The sequence below is a fragment of the Paraburkholderia sp. SIMBA_053 genome, from assembly GCF_046534895.1.
GTDB classification, from domain to species: Bacteria; Pseudomonadota; Gammaproteobacteria; order Burkholderiales; family Burkholderiaceae; genus Paraburkholderia; species Paraburkholderia caledonica.
The window spans coordinates 1-247 of record NZ_JAWRXU010001371.1; the positions used below are offsets into that span (position 1 = coordinate 1).

Genomic DNA, 247 nt, shown 5'->3' on the forward strand with positions numbered 1-247 from the left:
GTCGGTGTTTGGCTTGGGTCATTATTTACATTTGGAACACTTGCATATTCAATTTACTTTAATAAAAGAACACGTGAGATTTTGGATTCCGAACAAAAAAAGAAAGATTATTTTGATCATTTAAAAGAGTTTAATATGGTAATTGACTCAATTGAAAGCAAGGGTGTTTATAGATTCCATTCAAGGTTAGACACATATAGATCTCTATTCCCAAACAATACATCAAAAGGATTATCTCAGACTTGGG

At 31.6% G+C, this 247-nt stretch carries 1 protein-coding gene; it reads left to right on the forward strand.

The annotated features are described in order from the left end of the window. On the forward strand, positions 1–247 hold a 247-nt coding region (locus SB753_RS40095), incomplete at both ends, for a hypothetical protein (protein ID WP_410805554.1).